This window comes from Oerskovia sp. 140933 (assembly GCF_059651515.1).
In genome coordinates, this window is sequence record NZ_JAMXIO010000033.1 from 1 (window position 1) to 21,715 (window position 21,715).

At 73.3% G+C, this 21,715-nt stretch carries 22 protein-coding genes; 12 read left to right on the plus strand and 10 right to left on the minus strand.

Going from position 1 to position 21,715, the window contains the following annotated elements; genetic code table 11:
- The first annotated feature begins 192 nt into the window (after positions 1-192).
- On the plus strand, positions 193-969 hold the full coding sequence (locus NHG27_RS15425) for a hypothetical protein (RefSeq protein ID WP_497016878.1): 777 nt from the start codon (positions 193-195) through the stop codon (positions 967-969).
- A 124-nt stretch (positions 970-1,093) separates the two neighbouring features.
- Here NHG27_RS15425 and NHG27_RS15430 read toward each other — a convergent pair whose 3' ends face one another.
- Entirely contained in the window at positions 1,094-1,507 is a 414-nt protein-coding gene (locus NHG27_RS15430) for a hypothetical protein (RefSeq protein ID WP_497016879.1), read from the minus strand.
- 1,059 nt (positions 1,508-2,566) lie between these two features.
- Here NHG27_RS15430 and NHG27_RS15435 point away from each other — a divergent pair.
- From NHG27_RS15435 to idi, 5 genes are all read left to right on the plus strand, one after another.
- Positions 2,567-3,157, plus strand: a complete 591-nt coding sequence (locus tag NHG27_RS15435) for a hypothetical protein (protein ID WP_497016880.1) — start codon at positions 2,567-2,569, stop codon at positions 3,155-3,157.
- Positions 3,158-3,298: 141 nt separating this feature from the next.
- Positions 3,299-3,670, plus strand: a complete 372-nt coding sequence (locus NHG27_RS15440; RefSeq protein ID WP_193721340.1) for a PadR family transcriptional regulator — start codon at positions 3,299-3,301, stop codon at positions 3,668-3,670.
- Positions 3,670-5,022, plus strand: coding sequence for a permease prefix domain 1-containing protein (locus NHG27_RS15445; RefSeq protein WP_497016881.1), 1,353 nt, complete (start codon positions 3,670-3,672; stop codon positions 5,020-5,022). Before NHG27_RS15440 ends, NHG27_RS15445 begins: the two co-directional genes overlap by 1 nt.
- A 133-nt stretch (positions 5,023-5,155) precedes the next feature.
- Positions 5,156-6,130: a squalene cyclase gene (locus NHG27_RS15450; protein WP_497016882.1), complete on the plus strand. Its 975-nt coding sequence runs from the start codon at positions 5,156-5,158 to the stop codon at positions 6,128-6,130.
- 198 nt (positions 6,131-6,328) lie between these two features.
- On the plus strand, positions 6,329-6,928 hold the full coding sequence (gene idi, locus NHG27_RS15455) for an isopentenyl-diphosphate Delta-isomerase (protein ID WP_497016883.1): 600 nt from the start codon (positions 6,329-6,331) through the stop codon (positions 6,926-6,928).
- A gap of 11 nt (positions 6,929-6,939) precedes the next feature.
- On the opposite strand, the gene NHG27_RS15460 is transcribed toward idi, so the two are convergent.
- On the minus strand, positions 6,940-7,602 hold the full coding sequence (locus NHG27_RS15460; RefSeq protein WP_497016884.1) for a hypothetical protein: 663 nt from the start codon (positions 7,600-7,602) through the stop codon (positions 6,940-6,942).
- A 229-nt stretch (positions 7,603-7,831) separates the two neighbouring features.
- Between NHG27_RS15460 and NHG27_RS15465 the strand changes: the two genes are divergently transcribed.
- A complete protein-coding gene (locus NHG27_RS15465; RefSeq protein ID WP_193721335.1) occupies positions 7,832-8,653 on the plus strand; it encodes a class I SAM-dependent methyltransferase in 822 nt (273 codons plus the stop codon).
- A 395-nt stretch (positions 8,654-9,048) separates the two neighbouring features.
- On the opposite strand, the gene NHG27_RS15470 is transcribed toward NHG27_RS15465, so the two are convergent.
- A complete protein-coding gene (locus NHG27_RS15470) occupies positions 9,049-10,752 on the minus strand; it encodes a DHA2 family efflux MFS transporter permease subunit (protein WP_497016885.1) in 1,704 nt (567 codons plus the stop codon).
- A gap of 47 nt (positions 10,753-10,799) precedes the next feature.
- Positions 10,800-11,711 carry an SDR family oxidoreductase gene (locus NHG27_RS15475; protein WP_497016886.1) on the minus strand — a complete coding sequence of 304 codons (912 nt, stop codon included), beginning with the start codon at positions 11,709-11,711 and terminating at the stop codon, positions 10,800-10,802.
- 217 nt (positions 11,712-11,928) lie between these two features.
- On the opposite strand from NHG27_RS15475, the gene NHG27_RS15480 reads away from it, so the two are divergent.
- Positions 11,929-12,432 (plus strand): low molecular weight protein-tyrosine-phosphatase, encoded by a 504-nt coding sequence (locus tag NHG27_RS15480; protein ID WP_497016904.1) that lies wholly within the window; start codon positions 11,929-11,931, stop codon positions 12,430-12,432.
- Here NHG27_RS15480 and NHG27_RS15485 read toward each other — a convergent pair.
- Positions 12,423-13,565 (minus strand): alpha/beta hydrolase, encoded by a 1,143-nt coding sequence (locus NHG27_RS15485; protein ID WP_497016887.1) that lies wholly within the window; start codon positions 13,563-13,565, stop codon positions 12,423-12,425. The genes NHG27_RS15480 and NHG27_RS15485 overlap by 10 nt on opposite strands.
- Before the next feature lie 51 nt (positions 13,566-13,616).
- Positions 13,617-14,291, minus strand: coding sequence for a DnaJ family domain-containing protein (locus tag NHG27_RS15490; protein ID WP_497016888.1), 675 nt, complete (start codon positions 14,289-14,291; stop codon positions 13,617-13,619).
- A 183-nt stretch (positions 14,292-14,474) separates the two neighbouring features.
- Between NHG27_RS15490 and NHG27_RS15495 the strand changes: the two genes are divergently transcribed.
- On the plus strand, positions 14,475-16,790 hold the full coding sequence (locus NHG27_RS15495) for a SpoIIE family protein phosphatase (protein ID WP_497016889.1): 2,316 nt from the start codon (positions 14,475-14,477) through the stop codon (positions 16,788-16,790).
- Positions 16,791-16,855: 65 nt separating this feature from the next.
- Here the strand turns inward: NHG27_RS15495 and NHG27_RS15500 are convergent, their stop codons facing one another.
- The gene (locus NHG27_RS15500) at positions 16,856-17,326 is read right to left on the minus strand and encodes an ATP-binding protein (RefSeq protein WP_497016890.1); all 471 of its coding nucleotides are present in this window, start codon (positions 17,324-17,326) and stop codon (positions 16,856-16,858) included.
- Between the two features lie 86 nt (positions 17,327-17,412).
- Positions 17,413-17,724 (minus strand): STAS domain-containing protein, encoded by a 312-nt coding sequence (locus NHG27_RS15505; protein ID WP_497016891.1) that lies wholly within the window; start codon positions 17,722-17,724, stop codon positions 17,413-17,415.
- Between the two features lie 182 nt (positions 17,725-17,906).
- On the opposite strand from NHG27_RS15505, the gene NHG27_RS15510 reads away from it, so the two are divergent.
- Positions 17,907-19,100, plus strand: coding sequence for an aminotransferase class I/II-fold pyridoxal phosphate-dependent enzyme (locus NHG27_RS15510; RefSeq protein ID WP_497016892.1), 1,194 nt, complete (start codon positions 17,907-17,909; stop codon positions 19,098-19,100).
- Between the two features lie 20 nt (positions 19,101-19,120).
- Here the strand turns inward: NHG27_RS15510 and NHG27_RS15515 are convergent, their stop codons facing one another.
- A complete protein-coding gene (locus tag NHG27_RS15515; RefSeq protein WP_193721328.1) occupies positions 19,121-19,459 on the minus strand; it encodes a CBU_0592 family membrane protein in 339 nt (112 codons plus the stop codon).
- Positions 19,460-19,652: 193 nt separating this feature from the next.
- On the opposite strand from NHG27_RS15515, the gene NHG27_RS15520 reads away from it, so the two are divergent.
- Positions 19,653-20,564: a LysR family transcriptional regulator gene (locus tag NHG27_RS15520; protein WP_193721327.1), complete on the plus strand. Its 912-nt coding sequence runs from the start codon at positions 19,653-19,655 to the stop codon at positions 20,562-20,564.
- 10 nt (positions 20,565-20,574) lie between these two features.
- On the opposite strand, the gene NHG27_RS15525 is transcribed toward NHG27_RS15520, so the two are convergent.
- Complete coding sequence (locus NHG27_RS15525; RefSeq protein WP_497016893.1) at positions 20,575-20,781, minus strand: hypothetical protein; 207 nt, start codon at positions 20,779-20,781, stop codon at positions 20,575-20,577.
- Positions 20,782-21,059: 278 nt separating this feature from the next.
- On the opposite strand from NHG27_RS15525, the gene NHG27_RS15530 reads away from it, so the two are divergent.
- A complete protein-coding gene (locus NHG27_RS15530; protein ID WP_497016894.1) occupies positions 21,060-21,674 on the plus strand; it encodes a hypothetical protein in 615 nt (204 codons plus the stop codon).
- Positions 21,675-21,715 lie beyond the last annotated feature (41 nt).

A 21,715-nucleotide genomic window follows, 5' to 3' on the forward strand; every position in this document is an offset into this window, starting at 1 on the left:
GTCGTTTCAGGGATTCCTCGGTGGCTGTGGCCGGGGGATCCAGGAAGCGGGTTTCGGCGTCTCAGTAGGAAGCCCCCTGCCCTTGGGGACGGTGCGGGGCGGCGGTGGACTACGCCGCACGTTGATCCTGGGCGTGGTCGGCCGAGGCTCTCCGTCTGCTTGCGCATGGCGGGTGCCCGCTAACCTCGGGCCATGAGGTACGAAGCGAACATCCCTGACGGTCAACACCTCGGGAACTCGAGCAAGGACTCTGGCGCCCAATCCGGGTTGCTGTTCGACGACGAGACCGGTCACATGGTGGGGCATGCAACATGGCGGCGCGTCGAGGATCGGGAGCCCGGAGAGGGGGCGTGGGGAGATCCGCTCGCGGGTCCGCACGACACCCGCACCCAGGAGCAACGTGATGCCGATGCGGAGTTTGCCAGGCTGCTCGCCGAGCTGTTGGTGGCGCTGGCCATCCAGGGAGCGATCGCGGCTGCCCCGCACGTGAAGCGGTTCTGGGGCACGACGCTTGTGCCAGGGCTCAAGGTGCTGCGGGAGCGGCTTTCCTCGATCCGGCTGCCGTGGTTCACGCTCGGTGCGACGAGCGCGAAGCGTGCGCTGGAGTTCGAGATGGCCAGCGAGGTCGTGAGCTCCCAGCTCGCCGTCGTGGATGCCGAACCTGCTCTGGCGATGACGAAGTCCGAGTGGGACGCTCGGGTGACGGCGATGCTCGAGGCGGAGGCGTTTCGCGACGAGCAGTTCGATATCCTGCGCCGGGCCACGATCATCGACCCGAAGATGATCGTCGTCGGCGACGATCCTGATGAGAGGCTGACGCCTCGCGACTTCGCGGCCGTAGTGCAGCGCGCCCTGGGGGCCAACCCGGCAGCGCTGGACGAAGGCTTGTACGTGGCACTGGTCGACGCGGTCCGCGCGGGCGAGCAGACTAGCGAGTCGGCGAAGTGGATCGGCCGCGCAGAGGACTAGGGCCTCGCCGAGGCCCTCGGCCACACGGCCGGGACGCTTGAGAAGCACGCTGCAGTCTCGGGAGCCGACGACGGGAACTACATCTCCGACCTCGCTCGGGCATAGCGCGCCGCGGGCGTCGTGATCACTGCGATGAGTCGGCCAGCCATCTGACGAAACGCTCCGCCTCGTCTTCCGGCATGGGCCAAGTAGCCTCCTCCACCCAGACGACATAGCCGCGGCCGCAGATCCGCGAGCCCTCGTACATCCTCAACTCGTCACCCGCGACCACGCCGCGCCACGTCGGCACCTCCACGGGGAAGAGGGGGACGATGACGGCGCGAACATTGTCGCCAGGTCGGATGTCGACCCGGGAGAAGCCGAGAGCCGGGGCCGTTGTCTGGTCGCCGTCGGGCCACCCAGGAAGGCCCCAGTTTGGCCGGTAGGTAAAGCGGACATCAGGCTCACTTCCGCCGAGAAGCGGCGAGCGTCGGCCGCCTTCGGCCGTGGGAACCAGGTGGAGCTCGATCCCGAGCGCGACGGTGCTGACTGGGTCCATCGGCGCAGCAAATGGGCATTGACGCCCAACGTCAGCGCCTTCGGCCCACCCCGACATGACGAGCAACTAGCACCTCGGGCACGCACCTCTAGCAGTTTTCGAAGGGCGGGCAGGTGCCTTCGCGCGGAAAGTGCTCCCGGGTGATTGCGGCGGGACGAACACTGCGCTGTCACCAACGACGAGAGAGCGCCAACAGGTGTGCCTGGAGGACTGGTTCGGGTGTGCCTGAGCGTCGCTGGGGTCGCATGTCTGTGCAGGTCAGCGACTTCCCGAAACCACTCACGTGAGAAGGGTTTCGGCTTTCGAGCCGGTTCACCTTCGGGAAGTCCCGGTCAGGTTCTCCTGGCCGGGATTTTTTGCGTCCGGAGGCGGGCGTGGGCGGTGGTCGTGGTGGTCGGTGGCCGCGGTGACGGGCCACTGCTCCGTGCGCTGCGCTGATCTGGGGTGACGAGCAACTCCCACCTCTCGGGCACGCACCTAGCACTATTCGAAGGGCCAGGCCTCAAATCTCAGCGCCGGGCCCTACGTCGTGTCCGAGGTCCCGACCGCTCACAGACCTCGCACACCGGGCACACGTATGAACTGCGGCGCTGGGGCAGGATGCCTGCCATGGGGGGAATATGGCAGTCGGCCGGTCCGTTCGTGCTCGGCGTGTGCGGGGCCGGAGCAGTGGTCGCGGTGCTGCTTGCGCGCGGCGCACCACGGGAGAGCCGCGCACCTGCTGACCTCCGGCGATCGGCCGCCTGGTTCGTCCTGGCTGCGCTCTGGTTCGCCGGGGGCTGGGCCACCAGGTACCTGGGTGTCGCGGGGCAGTCCTGGTACCGGGACGGTGTGGTGGGGCTCGTCATGGGTCTTACGTTGATCGTCTTCCAGCTTCTCAGTGTGATCGCGCTGGCCGTGGGGGTGGGCAGGCTTCTGGCCGGTATCGGTCGGCGCACCTCGCGACCCGCGCAGACCACCGTGGATGCGCGAGGCCTCGACCGGGCGGACGCCGTTGACTCGACCGGCGATCCGCAGGGGGAACCTGCCGGTGAGGCCCCTTCCTCTCCGCGGTCGGCCGTGAGGGCAGCCCCTCTGCTGCTGATCGGTGTCGGTGTGGTCATGATCCTCTCGTACGGAGCGGTGCGGGGATGGGCCGGCGACGACCTGATCGTCCTCGCCAGCGGGCCGGTGCCCGCGGGGGCGGTCAACGTGCTCGTCCCGGTGGGTCTCGGGGTGGCGCTGCTCGGGGTCTGGCTGCTCACGCTGTCCGCGCCGTTCTCCCGAGGTGGCGTCCGGGTGCCCCTGGGGGCCGAGGTCGCCTGGATGCTGTCTGCCGGAGCAGTCCTGCTCGGCGCCGTGATCGACCTGTTGATCTTCTCGTCCGCAGACGTCCTGGTCCTGCCCGCGGAGGCGGGGGCCACGTGCGACGTCGTCGTCGAGCAGCAGACCTTTCTCTTCACCGGCTCGGTCGACGTGATGGTGAGGCCGCACGAGAGCAGGCTCGCGTCGACCGTGCTCCCGGACGGGCATATCGGGCTGGAGGAGATCGTCCCCTTCCGGGAGGGCGGTGCGCACGAGGTCGGGTGGGACGAGGACGGGGCGACCGTGACCTTCGACGCGAGCGACAACCCTGGTCCGCTCGAGACGGTGCGGGCGGACTGCCCCTGACCTGCCCCACGCCGGCCCCGCTCCCCGCGGCCCGCGCCGCCTCGCGCCGCTCCCTGCCCGCGCCGACCACAGCCCCAGCGGCCAGCGATACCTAGGTCTGCTAGGTTAGTAACCCCTAGCAGCACTAGGCATAGGAGTGCTATGCGCATCGACAAGGACCTCGTCGCCGCCTCGGCCACGCCGCTCGTCCTCGGCATCCTCGCGGAGGGAGAGTCGTACGGGTACGCGATCGTCAAGCGCGTCAACGACCTCTCGGGCGGCCACATGCAGTGGACCGACGGCATGCTCTACCCCCTCCTCCACCGGCTCGAGCGCCTGGGGCTCGTCGAGGCGTCGTGGGGGGTGTCCGACGTCGGGCGCCGACGCAAGCACTACGCCCTGACGCCCGCAGGCCACGAGGCGCTCGCCGAGCGCCGCGCGCAGTGGCAGGTCGTCGCGGACGCCCTCCAGCAGGTGTGGAAGGACGTGGGCGACACCCCGTCGTCCCGCACCGTCGCCGAGGGGTGGGCGTGATGGCGCCCAGCCCCGAGGTCGAGGCCCAGATCGACCAGTGGCGGACCTACGTCCAGCGACGCCAGGCGATCTCCAGGGCCGACGTCGACGAGATGGAGGACCACCTGCGCGAGCAGGTCGCCGACCTGACCGCGACAGGCCTCGACGACGACGAGGCGTTCCTCGTCGCGGTCAAGCGCATGGGCAACCTGGACGAGGTCTCGCGCGAGTTCGCCCGCGAGCACTCCGACCGGCTGTGGAAGCAGCTCGTGCTCGTCCCGGATGCCGGCAGCACGGGGCACGGCGACAGGTCGTGGCGCGAGCTCGCCGTCGTCCTCGCGCTCGCCGTCGGGGCGGGGATCGCGGTCAAGGTCGCCGCGGAGACCATCAGCGACGAGACGGTCCTGCTGCGCAACATCAGCCTGCTCGTCGTTCCCTTCCTCGCCGGGTACTTCGCGTGGAAGCGCCGCCTCACGTGGGGCGTGGGCGCCGTGCTCGCGGCCCCGTTCGCGGTGCTCGCGGTCGTCCTCAACGTCTACCCGTTCGCGCCCGAGGGCTCGACGCTGCTCCTCGCGGCCTTGCACACCCCCGTCGTGCTGTGGGCCCTCGTCGGGATCGCGTACGTCGGCGGCCGCTGGCGCTCGGACGCCGGCCGCATGGACTTCGCCCGGTTCACGGGCGAGCTCGCGATCTACTTCACGCTGCTCGCACTGGGCGGTGGCGTCCTGCTCGGGCTCACGTTCGGGACCCTGAACCTCGTCGGGATCGACCCCGAGCCCTTCTTCGAGGCGTGGGTGCTGCCCTTCGCCGTGCCCGGGGCGCTCGTCGTGGCCGCGTGGCTCGTCGAGGCCAAGCAGAACGTCGTCGAGAACATCGCCCCCGTCCTCACGCGCGTCTTCACCCCGCTGACGATCGTCATGCTGCTCGTGCTGTTCGTGGTCCTCGCGTCAGCAGGCTCCCTCCTCGACACCGACCGCGGCCTCCTGATCCTCATGGACGCGATCCTCGTCCTCGTCCTGTGCCTGCTGCTCTACTCGGTCTCCGCCCGCGACCCGCTCGGCCCACCCCGCCTGTTCGACGCGCTCCTGCTCGTCCTGGTCGTCGCGGCGCTCGCGGTCGACGCCGTCGCGCTCACCGCGATGCTGACCCGCATCGCCGAGTTCGGGTTCAGCCCCAACAAGGTCGCGGCCCTGGGCCTCAACGTCCTGCTGCTCGTGCACCTCGTGGGCTCGGCCGTGCTCCTCACCGGGTTCCTGCGGAGGCGGCTGCCGTTCGCGGCCCTCGGACGCTGGCAGACGCAGTTCCTGCCCGTGTACGCGGTGTGGGCGGCCGTCGTGGTCGTGGTGTTCCCGCCCGTCTTCGGGTTCGTCTGACCGGCCGCCGGGCAGACGGGCCGCCCGACCGCCCGACCGCCCGGGCGCCGGGCAGACCGGCAGACGGGCCACCCGCCCTGCGGGCCCGCCACCCGCGCTGTCCGTCCGGCCCGCCCGGTCGTACGCTCGTCAGATGACCGACGACGCTCTGGTCTCGTGGCTGCTCGACTCCGACCCCGCGCTCCGCTGGCGCGTCGAGCGCGACCTCGTCCGCGCCCCTGACGACGTCTGGCAGGAGACGCGGTCCCGCGTCGCGACCGAGGGCTTCGGGGCCCGGCTGCTCGCCCTGCAGGACCCGGACGGGCAGTGGGCCGGAGGGGCCTTCTTCCCGGCCGGGTTCGACATGGAGGACACCGGGACGGACGACCACCCGGGGCAGCCGTGGACCGCGACGACCTGGTCGTTGAACGCGCTGCGCGAGTGGGGCCTGGACCCGGCGGTCCTGCGCGAGCGCCGGACCGCCGAGCTCCTGGCGCAGAACAGCCGCTGGGAGTACGACGACCTGCCCTACTGGGGCGGGGAGGTCGACTGCTGCATCAACGCGTGGACCCTGGCGAACGGCGCGTGGCTCGGCGTCGACGTCGCGCCCCTCCTCGACGCGATGCTCGCGGTGCGCATGGCCGACGGCGGCTGGAACTGCGAGTGGGTCGAGGGCTCGGTCCGGTCCTCGTTCCACTCGACCCTCAACACGCTCAAGGGCCTCCTCGCCCACGAGGCCGCGACGGGCGGCACGGACGCTGCCCGCGACGCCCGGCGCTCGGGCGAGGAGTACCTCCTGCGGCGCGGGCTGTTCCGCCGCGAGTCGACCGGGGAGCCCGTCGCGCACTGGGTGGGGTACTTCACCTACCCCTACCGCGCGTACTACAGCGTGCTCAACGCGGCCACCTACCTCCGCGAGGCGTCGCTGTCCGACGGCACGCCCCCGGACCCGCGGGCGGCCGACGCGATCGAGATGATCCGCGCGGCCCGGCAGCCCGACGGGGCGTGGCTCCAGTCGCCGCGGCACCCGGGCGCGGTGTGGTTCGAGGTCGACGCCGCAGCCGGAGAGCCCTCGAAGTGGCTGACCCTCGACGCGACCCTCGTGCTCGACTGGTGGGACGGACGCTAGGGGCTGCGCGCCGCCGTCGGGCCGGACGGGTGCACCCGCGCCCCACCCGCCACGCGCCCGCAGCGCGGACGGACTTCCTTCCTCTCCCCCGGTGTGTGACAGTGGGCCGGATGCCCCGGGCGCGCCGCGCCCGTGCTGCTCGCACCGGTCCCCCGCCGGCGCACCCCCCGACAGCACCGCAGGACCTCTGGAGGAGCCATGACCGACGTGCACGTGCCCGTCGCCGCCGACCACGTCGTGACCGTCGACGACGAGGGGACCCGTACGGGGACCTTCGCGCGCAGCGACGTCCACACCACGGAGACGCCGCTGCACCTCGCGTTCTCCTGCTACGTGGTCGACGACGCAGGTCGTCTCCTCGTGACGCGTCGCGCGCTGTCCAAGCGCACCTGGCCCGGTGTGTGGACCAACTCGTTCTGCGGTCACCCGCGCTGGACCGAGACGACCGAGGAGTCCATCGCGCGGCACGCCGCGCACGAGCTGGGCCTCACGATCAGCGGCCTCGAGGTCGCCGTGCCGGGCTTCCGGTACCGCGCCGTGGACGCGTCGGGCGTGGTCGAGAACGAGATCTGCCCCGTGTTCGTCGCGCGCGCGGCGAGCGGGGTCACCGCGAACCCGGACGAGGTCGCGGAGCTCGCGTGGGCCGAGCCGGGCGCGCTGGGGCGCGCGGTCGACGCGACGCCGTGGGCGTTCAGCCCGTGGATGGTCCTGCAGGTCGCGGCGTTGCGCGAGGCGGCGAGCGGGCCCGACGGCGCCGTCTCGCCCCTGCTCGCAGAGGTCGCCGCGGCCCTGGGCTGAGCCGGGCCGGTTCAGCCGAGCCGTGCCCCGACCTGCACGGTCGTGGACCGCAGCTCCTGCGGCAGCCGGAGGTGGTCGGCGTCGGCGACGCCCACCCGCAGCCGCCGCGCGGGCAGGGCGTGCGGCAGGACGAGCTCCGCGCCCGGCTGCCCGGACCGGTGCAGCGCGGCGGCGAGCTCGTGCACGAGGATCTCCTGGCGTCGCGCGTCGCGCACCGAGAACACCCACAGGTCCTGCTTGCCGGGCTGCGGCCGCCACGTCCCGGTCCGGGTGAACGTGCGCGACGCCTCGGCGGTCGGCCCGACGAACGTCACGGACCGCAGCGACCACAGCGCCGTCCGGTTGGTCGCCGACGCGCCCTGGTGGGCCGTGAGCAGGGTCACGGCACGCTGGGTCCCGACGATCGCCGCGACGCTCGGCGCGACGACGTCCGCGTACGGCACGGCGAACGGGGTCATGAACGGGCCGAAGGACCCCACCACGAGGCCTCGTTCGAGCACCAGCAGCTTCTCGCTCGCGACGAGGCGCAGGACGACGGCCAGGACCAGCCCCATCGTGAGGGCGAACCCGACGACCGCCAGGACGCGGCCGTTGAACGCCACGACCGCGACGAGCACCGCGAACACCCCGGCCACGGTCCCGATCACCCGGGCGGACAGCGTGCACGACTCCACGTGCCGCAGCTCGCCGAGCGTGCTCCGGTGCTGGTCGGCGACGGCCCGGACCTTGCGGGTCGCACGGTCGCTCAGGGGGTGCGGTGCGGGGCTCAGCGGGTCCTCCGGGGGGTCGGCAGGCGGGCGGGCGGCTCGGGCCGACGGCCCGGCCGATGGTAGCCGAGGTCGGGGCCCGCCGGGAGCGCGTGGCGTTTCGACGGAGCCCGTTCGCGCGGGGGACAATCGACGCATGTCTGAAGCAGGAGCCCTCCCCGTCCCCGACCGAGCCGCCGCGTTCGAGGCGCACGTCGAGTGGGCCCGGGCGACACCGGTCGAGGGCTTCGACCTGTCCCCCGTCGACGACCGCTGCGTCGAGGACCCCCTGCCGTGGGACTACCTGGTGCTCGCGCGCGAGCTCGTGGGCAGCGGTCGGGGCCCCGTGCTGGACCTGGGCACGGGCGGCGGGGAGGCGTTCTCGTCGCTCGCGCCCCTGCCGGAGGGGTCGGCCGCGACGGAGGGCTGGCCGCCGAACGTCCCCGTGGCCCGACGGCGCCTCGAACCTCTGGGCGTCGACGTCCGGCAGGTGGGGAGCAGCAAGGGTGAGGGGCTCATGCTGCCGTTCCTCGACGGCCGGTTCGCCGTGGTCCTGGACCGGCACGAGGAGTTCGAGCCGACCGAGGTCCTGCGGGTCCTGGAGCCGGGCGGCGTGTTCATCACGCAGCAGGTCGACTCGCGCGACGGCATCCGGGTCAACACCGCGCTCGGGGCGCAGCTCCCCTGGGACCCGGACGACGTGACCCTCGAGGGCGTGACCGCGGACCTGGCGGAGGCCGGGTTCGTGATCGACGTGGCCCGCGAGCACGTGGGCGCGCGGCACTTCCACGACCTGAGCTCGCTGCTCTGGTACCTCAAGGTCATCGCGTGGCAGGTCCCCGAGATCGCGAGCCTGTCCCCCGAGGCGATCGGGCGGTTCGAGGCCCCGTTGCGGGCCCTGCACATGCACTTCGCGGCGGGCAACGAGTTCGTGGACGAGGCGCCCCGCTTCCTCGTGGTGGCGCGCAAGCCGTTCTGACGCGGGGACCCGGCCCGGCCGGGCCGGGCCCGGGCCACGGCGACGGCCACGGCGACCGGAGCGCTCGTGGCGCGCTCCGCCGTCAGGCCCTGGTGCGCGGGGCCGGCCCGGGCGTGAAGAAGCCCGCGGGCCGGTGGATTCCTCCACCTGTCGCGCTGGACGAGGGCGCGACTCCCGCGGGCTCCGGTGGTTGCTGGGGACTCGCTCGTCGTGGGTGACGTGACGGTCACCTACCGGCTGCGAGTTCCTCGCACGGTCCGTTGCTCGATGGCACGACTAGCGTGCAACCACCTCATGCGTCCGAAGATTCTTCACTTCGTGGACCACCTCCTTTCCCATGTGCCCACGACGCTACGCCTGCCCCGCGGGAGCTGCCAAGGGATTTCTCCGACGGCTCAGCGGGCGTCGTCGGGGGCCCGTGAGCCGCCCTGGTCGACCCCCTCGCGCCGGGACGCCGCGACGACCCGGGTCGAGCACAGCAGGCCCAGGAGCAGGAAGCCCGCGGCGACGAACAGCGAGACCCGCGTCGCGTCGCTGAAGCCGTCGGAGAGGGCGTCGACGACGTCGGGGGTCTTCTCGCCGAACTGGCTCCGCGTGCCCTCGCCGCGCAGCTGCGGGATCGTGCCGCCCGCGGACTGGGCCGTCGCGTCGGCGACCTGCGACGCCGCGGCGGTCGGGACGCCGTCGACCCGCTCGAGCGCGGGCGGGACCGTGGTCGACAGCCCGATCGCGAGGGCCGCCCCGATGAACGCCGTGCCGAGGGCCGACCCGAGCTGCCGCGACGTCGACTGCGTCGCGGACGCCTGGCCGGACTCCTCCTCGGGGACGTCGACGAGCGTCGTGCCCGTGAGCTGCGCGGACGCGAGCCCCAGACCCAGGCCGTAGATCACGAGCAGGGCCGCGATGAGCCACGACGCGACGGTCGGCGTCACGACGAGAGCGACCGCGAGGACGCCCACGACCTCGAGGACCAGCCCCAGGACGATCGTGCGCGGCGACCCGATCGCCTCCGCGAGGTGCCGGGCCATGGCCCCCGAGAAGAACGCGCCCGCGGCCATGGTCGCGAGCACCACGCCGGCCCCCAGGCTCGAGAGGCCCAGGATGTTCTGCAGGTACAGCGGCAGCACGAAGATCAGGCCGAACTCGCCGATCGCGACGAGCATCGCGGTGAGGTTGCCCCAGCGGAACGTCGCGACGCGGAACAGCGTGAGGTCGAGCAGCGCGGAGCGGGCGACCCGCGCGCGGTGGTTCTCCCAGAACGCGAACAGCACCAGGAGCAGCACGCCGACGGCCCCGATGACGGGGATGGGAGACACCGGGGCGCCGGTCCCCCAGACCAGCCCGAAGACCTCGAGCTCCGCCTTGGGAGCCCACCAGCCGAGCGACTGCCCCTCGATGAGCGCGAACACGACCGCACCGAACCCGAGCGCGCTCAGGAGCAGCCCGACGACGTCGAGCCCTGGCACGGTGATGTGCGCGCGGGTCTCGGGGACCACGAGGAACGCGCCGACGATCACCGCGACCCCGATCGGGAGGTTCACGAGGAAGATCCACGGCCACGTGAACGACGTCGTGAGCCACCCGCCCAGGAGCGGGCCGACCGCCGCCATCCCGGAGATCACCGCACCCCAGATCCCGAACGCCACGGCTCGGTCCTTGCCGCGGAACGTCGCGTTGACGGTCGACAGGGTCGCGGGCAGGACGAACGCCCCGCCGACGCCCTGGATCAGGCGCGCCACGATCAGGGTCCCGGCGTCGTCGGCCTGCGACGCGAGGAGGCTCCCCGCGAGGAAGACCACGACGCCCCCGAGCAGCATGTTCCGGCGGCCCAGGCGGTCGCCCAGGCGCCCCGCGGTGAGCAGGAGCGCGGCGAACACGACCGAGTACGACGCGTTGACCCACTGCGCGTCGCCCAGGTCGAGGTGCAGGTCCTCGATGATGGTCGGGAGCGCGACGCCCACGATCGTGCCGTCGAGGACGATCATCGACAGCGCCGTGGCCAGGACGAACAGGCCCGCCCATTTGTGGTCAGGGGCCGACGGTGCCTGGGCGGCGCGTGCTGGCTGGTCCCCGCCGGGGACCTGCGGCTGCGTGCTCATCGACGCTCCTTCGGGTTCGGGGCGGTCTCGCTGCCCGGGACGTTCGCTCAGGCGGGCAGCAGGCGGTCCCACTCCTCGGGGTAGTCGTCGAGCCACTCGGCGAAGCTCTGCGCGGGCCGCCCGGCGAACCGTTCGACGACGTCGCTCACCCCGGCCAGCTCGCCCGCTGCGATCGCCGTGTACGACGACACCCAGCCGTCGACCGCGAACGGCGGCGCCGCGTAGACCGCGCGCGACGCGTACGCCTCCTCGACCGTCTCCGGGTGGTAGGTGATGGTGCGGCCCGTGACGTCGGACAGGATGTCCGCGACCTCGGTGAGCGTCAGGGCCTGCGGACCCGTGACGTCGTAGGTCTTGCCGTCGTGGGCCGTGGGCTTCTCGTCGAGGAGGATCGCGGTCGCGACGTCGGCGATGTCGTCGTGGGACACCGACGCGAGGCGGCCGTCACCGGCGGGGCCACGGATGACGCCGTCGTCCCCCACCATGCCGACCAGGCCCTGGTGGTACAGGTTGTCGCGCAGGAACGTGTACCTCAGGCCCGTGGCCTTGATGTACTCCTCGGTGTGCCAGTGGTCGCGCGCGAACGTGAACGTCGCCTCCGGGGCGGCACCCACGAACGACACGTAGACGATGCGTTCGACTCCCCCGGCCACGGCTGCGTCGACCGCGGCCCGGTGCTCCGCGACCCGGTCGGGGGCCTCGCGCGCCGAGACCAGGAAGACCGAGCGGGCGCCGCGGAACGCCCGCACCATGCGCTCGGTGTCGGTGTACCCGGTCGTGACCGCCACCTCGGAGTCGGGCAGGGGCTCGCCGTCCGGGAGCCGGGGCGTCCGGGAGGCGTCCCGGACCACGAGCCGCTGCGCCGCGCCCTCCGCCGCGAGCCGCAGGGCGAGCTTCGAGCCGAGCCGTCCGCCGGCGCCGGTCACCGCGATGAGCCCCGAGCCCGTCCTGATCGTCATGCGTCCACGGTAGGCCGAGCGCGCGGGAAGTGCCTGGGGGCGCGGTCCTGGCCGCGAGACAGGTGGTCCCGCACGAGACGGGTGTCCCGGATCCGGCCCGGAGGACCTGTCTGGTGCGCAAGCACCCGTCTCACCGCACGGGCGCAGGCGGCAGACTGGTCGGGTGACGACTCCCCGCGACGCGACCCCCGCCCCCGACCACCAGCCCTACCGCGTGATGACGGTCTGCACGGGCAACATCTGCCGCTCCCCCATGGCTGAGATCGTGCTGCGCGACCGGTTCGAGGCCGCAGGCCTGGGCGGACGCGTGGTCGTGGACTCGACGGGCATCAGCGCGGAGGAGCACGGCAACCCCGTCGACCGCCGCGCGCGCCGCGTCCTCGCCGAGCACGGGTACGACACCGGTGAGGGGCACCACGCACGCCAGGTCCGCCCGAGCGACGTCGTGTCCCGCGACCTGGTGCTGCCCATGACGTCCGTGCACGCGCGCGCCCTGCGCCGCCTGCACGGCGACGGGAACGTGCGGATGTACCGGTCGTTCGACCCCGCGGCGCCCGTCGTCACGCCCGAGCGGGCCGATCGCGACGAGCACCTGCTCGACATCGACGACCCCTGGTACGGCGGCATGCATGACTTCGAGGACTGCCTGGCACAGGTCGAGGCGGCCGCCGACGGCGTCGTCGAGTTCGTCCGCGAGGAGCTCGCGCGACGTCAGGCCTGAGGCGGCCCGGCACCGGCGGCGGCCCCGGCGGCGGCACCGGCGTCGGCACCGGCGGCGGGCCCGACGGCGCCCGCCGAGGCCGGTGCCGACCCCGGCACGTACCCCTGGAGCCACGTCGCGATCTGCTCGTACGCCACGGCCCGCACGGGCGGCGCCGACAGCACGACGTCGTGCAGCGCGCCCTCGATGCGGGAGAGCACGACGAGCCGCCCGAGGTCGGTCGACCGCCGCGCGATCCCGACGACGTCGAGCGCCGTGTCGCTGTGCATCATCTCGGGCGTCCACCGGGGCAGCAGGGTGCTGCTCGTGGACAGCAGGACCAGGACGGGCACGGTGATCCCGAGCCCCAGCTCCACAGCGGCCTGCCCGCGCAGGATCGCGGCGAGCCACCCGCCGTGCACCACGAACCCGCGCACGGGCCGCCACGTGAGGTCGTAATCCCACTCGCCGTCGAGCGTCTTCGACACGGACCGCGTGTAGAAGCCGAGGTCGACCTGGGGCAGCGGCACCATGGGGTCGAGGCGGGCCCGGAGCGCGATCGCGGGGGCGATCACCTTGCGCCCGATGTCGCGCGCCTGGAACTCGAGCCACGGGCTGTTGAGGACGAGCCCCGTGACCCGGTCCTGGTTCCGGGCCGTCCACAGGCTCAGGGTGAGCCCGCCCGTGGAGTGCCCCATGAGGACCAGGCCGCGGTCGCGCATCACGGGGTCGGCCGTCAGGACGCCGTGCCCCATGGCCCCGAGCGCGGCCTCGATGTCCTCGTCGTACGTCGAGAGGCTCGTGACGAACCCGGGGGTCTGGCCCGGTCGCAGGCTGCGGCCGTACTTGCGCAGGTCGAGCGCGAAGAACCGCGCGCCGTGGGCCTCCCAGAAGTCCGCGAGCTCGGTCTGGAAGAAGTAGTCGGACCAGCCGTGCACGTACAGGACGTCGATCCCGCGGTCGGGCACGCCGGGCGGCCGCGCGCCCCCGTGGAGGGGGTCGGGTCCGTCAGGTGCCCGACGCCGTCGCACCAGCGTCGCGACCACCTCGCCCTCGTCGTCGGGGGCCAGGGGCAGGGTGAGCTGCTCGAACCCGTCGAGCACGTCGGGCACCCAGCCCGTCGTGCCGGTGCCTGGGGTGGTGGGTGCGGGCATCTCCCGAGGGTAGGAGCCGCCGCGTGGGAGCGCGCGCCGGGAGCGGGTGGTTCAGGGGCCGTCGGGCGTCGGGGCCGCAGGTCCGGGGTCGCCCCGCCGACGGCTCCACCACCGTCGACCGGCCTGCTCGCCCGAGCCCGCACCCGCCCGGGGCGAGGCGTCCCGGGCGGTGCGCGGCGCCGTCGGGCCGGACTCGGCACCGCGGGCCGCACGTCGCTCGCGCCACGCGACGACCTCCGCCTCGACGTCCCGCAGGGGCGTGACCACGGGCGGGCCGCCCAGGAGCTGCCGACGCGCGTCGACCACGCGCGCGTTGAACTCCGTCAGGACCTCCCGCACGGACTCCTCCGAGAACTGGCGGTCGAGCTGCTCGTGCAGCCGGGCGTCGTCGGCCCGGAGCTGGGCGGCGGGCAGGATGCCCGTGATCTGCTCGCGCTCGACGAGGCTCTTGAGCCACCAGTCCGGGTCGTGCCGCGCGCCCAGGCCCGGGATGGGCTTGCCCGCGAGCGGCAGGTCGTCGAACTCGCCGCGGGCCATGGCCTGGCGGACCAGCTCGTCGACCCACTGGCCGCGGTTCTCGAGCGGGAGGCGGGGGCGCGCGCCCTCGTCGCCGGTCTCGCCGGTCTCGCCCGTGTCACCGGCCTCGGGGGACGAGCCCGCGTCGTGGGCGGTCTCGCGGTCCACCCGGTACTGCGCAGCCCGGCGCACCGGGTCGTCGTCGGTCATGGGTCCTCCAGCGCTCGTCGTCGGACAGGTGCCTCCCCCATCCTCGCCGATCCCATCAGGTTGTACGCTGGGCCGCCCGGGTTTTTCAGCGGGCGCGCGCTCCCGGTGATGAAGCCGCCGGGACACATGGTCGGCAGCCTCGCTGCCGTGAACGGCCCGCACGGTGCGGGAGGTGGAGTGCACATGACGCAGGGCACGGACGAAGAGCTGCTCAGCCCCGCCGAGGCGGTAGACCTCGAGAACTGCGCCCGCGAACCCATCCACATCCCCGGCCGGATCCAGCCCCGCGGTGCGCTGCTCGTGGTCCGTGAGAGCGACGGACGCGTCCTCCAGTGCTCGACGAACGTGCACGGCCTCGTGGGACGGGACAGCGCCGACGTGCTCGGCGCCCCCCTGACCGAGGTCCTGGGGCCCGACGACGGCGCCCGGCTCCTCGCGCACGTCGCGCAGCACCGCGACCTCGCGTCGCACAACCCCGTCGAGATCCGCACCGGGACGGACCGGACGGTCGCGACCGACGCGATCCTGCACCGCCCGCCGCTGCCCGCCGGGGCCGAACCCGTCGTCGTGATCGAGCTCGAGCCCGCGGTCGTGCGACCGCTCAGCTTCCCCAACACCTACCAGGGCGTGCGCGCGGCGCTCGCGGACCTCGACCGGGCCGGGACGCTGCCCGAGCTGTTCGGCACCGCGGCCCGGCACGTCCGCCGCCTCACGGGCTTCGACCGCGTGATGATCTACCGCTTCGACGCCGACTACAACGGCGAGGTGGTCGCGGAGGCCAAGCGCGACGACCTCAACTCGTTCTACGGGCTGCACTACCCCGCGACGGACATCCCGCGGCAGGCCCGCGCGCTGTACGAGAAGAACTGGATCCGGCTGATCGACGACGTCGGCTACGTGCCGTGCGAGATCGTCCCGACCGACCTGCCGACCACGGGGCAGCCCCTCGACCTGACGTACTCGACGCTGCGCAGCGTCTCCCCGATCCACCTGGAGTACCTGTCGAACATGGGCGTCGGCGCGTCCATGTCGATCTCCCTGCTGCGCGACGGGAAGCTCTGGGGCCTCATCGCGTGCCACCACTACTCGGGACCGCACCAGCCGTCGTTCGCGGTGCGGGCTGCCGCGGAGTTCCTGGGTGCCACGCTGTCCGTGCTGCTCGTCGCGCAGAGCGAGGAGGACCGGCTCGCGGTCTCGCGCGCGTCGTCGCGGCTGCTCGCGGGCCTCGTCGCGGACAGCCGCGACGAGGAGACCGCGCTCGTCGAGGCGCTCACGGCCGACCGGCGCCTGCTCGACCTCGTGGGAGCCGACGGCGCGGTGGTCGTCGCGGAGGGGCGCTCCGCCTCGCTCGGGCGGGTCCCCGACGCCGAGGGGGTCGCGCTCCTCGCGGCCTGGTTCACGGCCCGCGCCGCAGCCTCGGGCGACGAGGTCCTCGCGATCGACTCGCTGCGCGTCGCGGCCCCGGACCTCGCGCAGCAGCTGCCCGACGTCGCCGGGGTCCTGGGCGTGCACCTGAACGACGGCCAGGTCGTGCTCTGGCTCCGCGACGAGGTGCTGCGCAGCGTCGACTGGGGCGGCGACCCGCACAACAAGGCCATCGCGCGCAGCGAGGGCGAGACGGTGCGCCTCAGCCCCCGCAAGTCGTTCGAGCGCTGGCGCGAGGTCGTGAGCGGCCACAGCGAACCCTGGGCCGAGGACGCCGTCGAGGTCGCCGGCGCGCTGCGCAGCCACCTCGTCGAGGCGCTCTACCTGGCCGGCCGCCGCGACGTGCGCGCGGCCGAGGCGCTCCAGCGCAGCCTGCTCCCCGGCTCGCTGCCGGACCTGCCGGGCTGGAGCGTGACGGCCCGCTACGAGCCGGCGGGCGGCGGGTTCGTCGGCGGCGACTGGTACGACGCCCTGCTCCTGCCGTCGGGGTCGCTGGCCCTCGTCGTCGGGGACGTCACGGGCCACGGCCTGCAGGCCGCGGCCTCGATGGGACAGATCCGCAACACCCTGCGCGCCGAGCTCGTGCGCGCCGGCACCGCGAGGGCCGCCGTCGAGCAGCTCGCGACGACCGTCCGGTGGACCATGCCGGGGCAGATCGCGACGCTCGTCGTCGCGGTCGTCGACCCCCGGACGGGAGCGGTCGAGTACGTGACCGCGGGCCACCCGCCGCCCTTCTTCCTGGTCCCCGGCGAGGGCGTCGTCTGGGGCGACCTGCTGGGCGGTCCCCCGCTGGGGCTGGGGGCGCCGCGGTTCGGGGGCGGGACCACGACGATCGGGCCCGGCGGTGCGCTCGTGCTCTACAGCGACGGCCTGTTCGAGCGCCGGGACGAGTCGATCAGGGCCGGGTTGCGCCGACTCGCCGGCACCTTCGCCGAGCACGTGGGTGACGTCGACGCCGTGCTGCGCTCGACCCGGGACCCCGCGTCGGAGGACGACGCGACCCTGCTGGTGCTGCGCCGTCGGGCCGAGGACGACGAGGGCCCGGGGGACGACCGCGGGCACGGGGACGACTGAGGGCCCGAGGGACGACCGAGGGCCGACCTGCGCCTCGCGCAGACCGGCCCTCGGGTCGTTGACGGCTAGGGGGCGACGCCCGCGGTGAGCGGTGGCGACGCGCCCTCGCGCGCCGCGCCGAGGCGCGCCCAGACGTGCTTGCCGTCGGCGACGAACCAGCCGACGTCGAGCGCGAGGCGCTGCGCCAGGACCAGGCCGAACCCGCCGTCCCCCGGCAGGCGAGGAGCCGCGACGACCGGCGCCCGGCTCGTGTCCTGGTCGATCACGTCGACGATGTACTCCTCGCCGTCCGTCAGGAGCTGGACCGTCGTCGGCGGACGACCGTGGCGCAGGGCGTTCGTCGCGAGCTCGCTCGCGACGAGGACGATCTTCTCGGGGACCTCGGCCAGCGCGCCGTCGGGGCCCAGCGGGCGACCCGTGAGCTCGAGGTGGAGCGAGGTGCGCAACGTGGAGAGCTCGTCGATCGAGTCGAGCTGCCAGACACGGACGACGTGGAAGGACTCGGGCGGACGGGACGAGTCGATCGTGGTGTCCATGAGATTTCCTCCGTGGGGCCGGCGAGTCGTGTGGATGGTGGGTGCCAGTGCCAGGCGGCGACCGGGGTGGTGGTCGCGCAGGCAGGTCAGTCGACGATGGTGAACTGCGAGAGGACGCCGCTGATCTCCAGCAGGTCCTTGATACGGTCCGGGACGCCGACCAGGACCGGGGCGTCGCCCCCGGCCAGGAGGGACAGGTACAGCAGGCGCAGGCCGCCCGAGTCCATGAAGGTGACGTCGGTGAGGTCGATCGTGACGGGGCTGGCGGCTCGTTCGAGCGAACGGACGAGGTCGCCCTCGGACCGGTCCTGCACCGCGGCGTCGACCTCGCCCCACATGGTCCATCGAGGTCCGGAGTCGTCGATACGGACTCCCCCTTGCGTCGTGTGCTCCGGCACTGCTCGCCTCTCGCTCGTCTCCTGCAGAACGCCTCTCACCGGTCGGTGGACGACCGGACCCGAGCCAGGTTACGGAACTTCCGGCGATGTTTCCTAACAGGGCGCGCCCCCTCACCGTACCTGCACAGTTCGGCGGGCGTCGTCCGATCCGCGAACGGCCCGGGCACGGGCATGATGGCCCCATGAAGGTCTCGCGCAGGTCCCACGTCGCCCCGTTCGCGGTCATGGAGGTCCTCGCCGCCGCGAACGCCCGCAGGGACGCGGGCGAGCCGGTCCTGAACCTGTGCGCGGGCGAACCCGCGACCGGCGCGTCGGACGTGGTGCGGCGCCGGGCGATCGACCTCCTCGAGTCGGGCGACCTGGGGTACACCGAGGCCATGGGCGTGCCCGCGCTGCGTCAGGCCATCGCCGCCCACTACGGGCGGACGTACGGCGTGGACGTCGACCCGGCGCGGGTCGCGGTCACGACGGGGTCCTCGGGCGGGTTCATGCTCGCGTTCCTCGCGGCGTTCGACGCCGGGGACCGGGTCGCGCTCGCCCGGCCCGGCTACCCGGCCTACCGGAACATCCTCGCGGCCCTGGGGTGCGAGGTCGTCGAGCTCGACTGCGGCCCCGAGACGCGCTACCAGCCCACGGTCTCGCAGCTCATGGAGGCCTACTACGACGGCGGGCTCGACGGGCTCGTGGTCGCGAGCCCGGCCAACCCGACGGGGACCATGATCCCGCCGGCCGAGCTGGCAGCGCTCTCGGCGTGGTGCACCGACCACGACGTGCGGCTCGTCAGCGACGAGATCTACCACGGGATCGTCTACGCGGACCCGGCCTCGCCGGCCGGGGAGACCGCGACCGCGGCGCAGTTCCTCGACGACGGTGCGGTCGTCGTGAACTCGTTCTCCAAGTACTGGGCCATGACGGGGTGGCGGCTCGGGTGGCTCCTGCTGCCCGAGGACCTCGTGGGGCCGGTCGACGCCCTCGCGGGGAACATCGCGCTGAGCCCGCCCGCGCTCGCCCAGCACGCGGGCGTCGCGGCCTTCTCGCCCGAGGGGTACGCGGCCGCGGCGGAGAACGTCGCCCGGTACGCCGACTCGCGGGCCCTGGTGCTCGACCGGCTCGACGACCTGGGCTGGGACCCGGTCGCCCCGGCCGACGGCGCGTTCTACGTCTACGCGAACGTCGCCGGGTCCGGGCTCGACTCGGTCACGTGGTGCGAGCGCCTGCTCGCCGACACCGGCGTCGCGCTCACGCCCGGCACGGACTTCGACGGGGTGCGCGGCGGCGAGTGGGTCCGGCTGTCGTTCGCGGCCGCGCCCGAGGTCGTGGCCGAGGCCGTCGACCGGATCGTGGCGTGGCGTGCGGCGGGCTACCGGCCGGTCTGACCGCGGGTCGGGCCCGTGGGTCAGGCGGCGAGGTCGACCGCGCGCGCCTGGGCGGGCACGTCGAGGGGCACGACGACCGCGTCGGTCGCGCGGCGGCGTCGGGCCTTGACGAGCACCACGATGGCCTGACCGCCGATGACGATCCACACCACGTTCGCGACGGCCGACGGCCACACGCCGTTGACCGCGGCGACCAGGCACATGAGGCCCGCGCCCACGAAGTTCGTGAGCTGGAACCGCAGCGAGTCCCCCGACCAGCGGCCACGGGTGACCATCGCGTAGGCGGTGACGGCGGCGATCGCACCGACCCAACCGAGCGGGGTGACGACCAGGTCGACGAGGGAGGGGGCAGCGGACATGGCGGTCTCCGGGCAGGGGTCATGAAGGGATCGGGGAGGGGGACCTGGTGGGAGCCGCGACGCTGCGACGGCCAGGAGATCGTGTGCGCCGGCCCCTTTTGAGGAGGACCGGCCGGCGCCACGTCACCAGTGTGAACCCCAAAATCATTCAGCACAATTGAAGAACTCTGACGTGGCCGTTTAGTATCTCTACATGGCCACGGACCCACGAAGACTTGGTTTCCTGCTTGCCGTGCACCGGGCTGGAGGTGTCCTGGCGGCCGCCGACCTGCTGCACGTGACACCCTCTGCCGTGTCTCAGCAAATTGCGCGTCTGGAGGCAGAGGAGAAGGTCCAGGTCCTCGACCGCGGGCCCCGCGGCGTGACCCTCACGCCCGCCGGGCGCATCCTCGCCGACGCCGCCGAGCGCATCGAGGCGGAGATGGTCGAGGCCCGCAAGGCCATCGTCGCGATGAGCGAGGAGCTGACCGGGACCGTGTCGGTCGGGTCGTTCCAGACCGCGATCCGCGCGGTCGTGGGCCCGACGTTCGCGTCCCTCGAGACGCGCTACCCCGGCGTCGAGCTCGACGTCCAGGAGCTCGAGCCCGCCGACGCCCTGCGGCTCCTGCGCACCGGGGACCTCGACGTGGTCCTCCTCGAGCTCGACATCCAGGAGAGGGAGGCCGCGGACTCCCTGCGCGGCATGCGCGAGGTCCCGCTCCTCGACGAGCCGTGGCGCGTCGTCGTCCCGTCGACCTTCCCCACGCCCGCGCGGCTCGACGACGTGCGCGACGCGATCTGGCTCGGCCCCCAGCCCACGACGGCCGCCGCGCGCGCCCTGCGCCGTGTCTCCCGGACGCTCGGCGCCCCGCTGCGCACGCGCCACACGTACTACGACTTCGACGTCGCCCTCGCGCTCGTCGCGGCGGGGCAGGGCGTCGCGCTGCTCCCGGCGCTCGCTGTCCAGGGCGAGGTGCCCGACGGCGTCACGGTCGTCCCGCTGCCCGGTCTCGGTTCGCGCCGCCTCGTCGCGAGGCACCGCGCCACCCGGCACGAGCCCCGCCCCGTCGTGAACGCGGTGATCGACGAGATGGTGGCCGCGGCCACGGCGATCGAGCTGGGCTGAGCCCGACGGCTCAGCGACGGGCCAGGGAGACCCCGCCCTTGTCGAGGACCGACAGCTCGTCCAGGACCCGGGACAGGACACCCGGGGAGCGGTCCCAGCGCATGCCGCGAGGGTCCGCAGGAAGGTCGGCGGCACGCACCGCGGCCACGGGCGAGGCGAGGTGCCGCGGGACGTAGGCGGTGGTCGTCGGCTGCGGTTCCTGCGGGCTCGTCTGCATGCCGGGTGGGTCCCCTTGGGCGCTCGTGGCGATCCCCACCGCGGGCGCGGCAGGGTGAGCGTTCCATCCTGCCTGCGTCTCGGCGCCCACGCAGGAGGGCGCGCCCGGGCGGGTGGGCAGGGGCGTGGCACGAGTCGTGGAGATCGTGTGGCAGCCCGACGGGCGGCGCCGGCGGGCCGCACCGTCCGGGCAGGCCGACGGCGGCACCCGGCGCATAGGGACGGATGGACCGACCTGTGCTCCCGACGAGCACCCACGACATCGACGGAGGTGCGCTCGTGAAGAGGCCCGTGAGACGCCGGGCGGGGCTCGCCCTCGCGGCGTCCGCCCTGGTGATCGCTCTCCTCGTGAGCTGCGCCGTGCGCGACGACGCCGAGGCGCCCGCGGCAGGTCCGGTGGGCGTCCAGGTCGCCGAGACGCTCGCCGTCAGCACGGGCGAGACGATCGCCGTGGAGGACGTCGGTCGGCTGCCCGCCGGGCAGCGCGCCTACGTGCTGCCCGACGCGACCCGGGTCGTGGTCGCCACGGCCGAACCGCTGCCGCGCGCCGTCCGGGCCTCCGTGCAGGGGCAGGTCGACCACGTCATCCAGGACCCCGGGGTGCCGGGGCGCATCACGACCAACCGCAGCCTCATCGTCGACACCGCCCAGGGGATCGCCAACAGGGTGGGCGTCCAGACGGGCAAGCGGATCGTGTTCGTCTACCCGCTCATCGGGGGCTGCCCCGCGTCGAGCGAGCCCTACCGGGGGTGGGCGCACACCGCGGTCACCCTGTACGACACTTTCCCGTGCGACGTGCTGCCCACGCGCGAGGAGGCCGAGGCGCGGGTCGCCGAGACCGTCGCGGCCCAGCCCGACCCGGAGCGGTACGAGGTGTTCGTGCACCAGGAGTGACGCGCCCGGTCCCTGCGGGCACGGCGCGGGCGACGTAGCCT